Genomic DNA, 370 nt, shown 5'->3' with positions numbered 1-370 from the left:
CAGTGCTGAGGTGGTACTCGGCCCTTTGCCTTTACGTAAAGATTCAGCAAGGGCATTCACCGACAGCAGGCGGCGGTGGCGCGTAGAGACGATAAGTTGTTCACTAACGAACACGCGAATCGATACCATATCATCAGGACTATCTGCCGGGTTAAGATTGACGCCACGCAAAAACAATAAATGGCCACTGTCATCGCTGACAATACGAGGGCGTGTTTCATCGGCAATAAGGGCATCATGTGCAAATTCATTTAATGGTACCGCTGCCAAGTATTGCTCAATATCATCTTGGCAGTAATCAAGATGTAGCCACAACACACCATCACTGGGCTTCCACTGCTTAATCGCTGATTTTTCAGTTAATTGTTCA

1 protein-coding gene is annotated in these 370 nt (G+C 47.0%); it reads right to left on the bottom strand.

Going from position 1 to position 370, the window contains the following annotated elements:
- Positions 1-370: CorA family divalent cation transporter (locus CWC14_RS18720; protein WP_283957464.1), on the bottom strand; the 370-nt coding region annotated here is incomplete at both ends.

Source organism: Pseudoalteromonas sp. S3260 (genome assembly GCF_005886925.1).
Lineage (GTDB): Bacteria > Pseudomonadota > Gammaproteobacteria > Enterobacterales > Alteromonadaceae > Pseudoalteromonas > Pseudoalteromonas tetraodonis.
The sequence above is the reverse complement of the archived record's forward strand: the minus strand, read 5'-3'. Positions and strand labels throughout refer to the sequence as shown.